This window comes from Neisseria sp. P0021.S006 (genome assembly GCF_051956895.1).
Genome location: NZ_JBQCWZ010000406.1, coordinates 1 through 1,246, shown reverse-complemented (window position 1 = coordinate 1,246; position 1,246 = coordinate 1). Strand labels below are relative to the sequence as shown.

At 45.7% G+C, this 1,246-nt stretch carries 2 protein-coding genes; both read left to right on the top strand.

The genetic code is table 11. From position 1 onward, the window contains the following. Nucleotides 1-306: 306 nt before the first annotated feature. Nucleotides 307-492 carry a hypothetical protein gene (locus ACTHUM_RS14530; protein ID WP_440403229.1) on the top strand — a complete coding sequence of 62 codons (186 nt, stop codon included), beginning with the start codon at nt 307-309 and terminating at the stop codon, nt 490-492. A 96-nt stretch (nt 493-588) separates the two neighbouring features. Further along, on the top strand, nt 589-1,246 hold a 658-nt coding region (locus ACTHUM_RS14525), incomplete at its 3' end, for a DUF3482 domain-containing protein (RefSeq protein WP_440403228.1).

Below are 1,246 nucleotides of genomic sequence, written 5' to 3'. Positions count from 1 at the left end.
GTATTAGACATCTAATTCTATTCAACCAATAAAGGCCTCCTGAAAGATTACAACATTCAGACGGCCTTTATTTTAAATAGGCAAAAAAAATGCACACATTCGACAGAATGTGTGCCAAGTCTACAAAGGAGAAATAGAGGAGAAACTATTAACTGACTACTCGAACCAGCTAACGAAACGAATTATGCAACAAGAGATTCAACCGCGCAAGTATTTTTCTTGTAAAGTTTCTTAATTATTCAATTTACAAATTTTAAATGTAATCATGTTTCAATATAGATAAAAAAATGCGCATACCGTCTCGATATGCGCCAAGTCTACAAAGGAGAAATAGAGGAGAAAAATCAAGCTGCATCAAGCAACTCAACGGCGCGAATTATCCTAGCCTTCTACCCCCTGTCAACTGTTTTCCCATCTATTTTCAAGTATTTTGCTAAAAAACAACAAATCCGCTATTCCCCTCTTTTTCTTGCTATTTTCGCCCATATATAAAGAGAATTTAGGGCCGTCTGAAACATATATTGCCACTAAAGATAAACGGCTCCATACTCACACATTCATCGTCCATATCAACCCAACCCAAAGACCATGACCACCCCACTCTCCCTTGCCGTTGTCGGCCATACCAACACAGGCAAAACCTCGCTCTTACGTACGCTTTTGCGCGACAGCACCTTCGGCGAAGTGAAAAACGCGCCATCCACCACGCGCCATGTCGAAGAAGCCCTCATCAACGATGGCGACGACAGCTTGGTTTACCTCTACGACACACCCGGCCTTGAAGATGCCGGCAGCGTGTTGGACTGGCTGGAAACCCACACATCCACACGCGATGACGGCATTGAGCGCATTCAGCAATTCCTTAGCAACCATGAAGCGCATCACGAGTTCAACCAAGAAGCCAAAGTGTTGCGCCAAGTCATGCAAAGCGATATGGCCATGTATGTTATCGATGCGCGAGAACCCGTCCTCGACAAATACAAAGACGAACTGACCATTTTATCTTGGTGCGCCAAGCCCATCATGCCCGTGTTCAACTTCACCCAAAATCAAGACCTGACCGCTTGGACCAATATGCTTGCCCGCCGAACCCTGCATGTTTACGCCGGTTTTGATACCGTTGCCTTCGACTTTGAAGGCGAAATCCGATTGTGGGACAACCTTGCCACCATGTTACCTAAGCGCGACATCCTCGATCACCTCATCAATATGCGCCGTCGCGAGTGGCAACGGCTGGATACGGAAG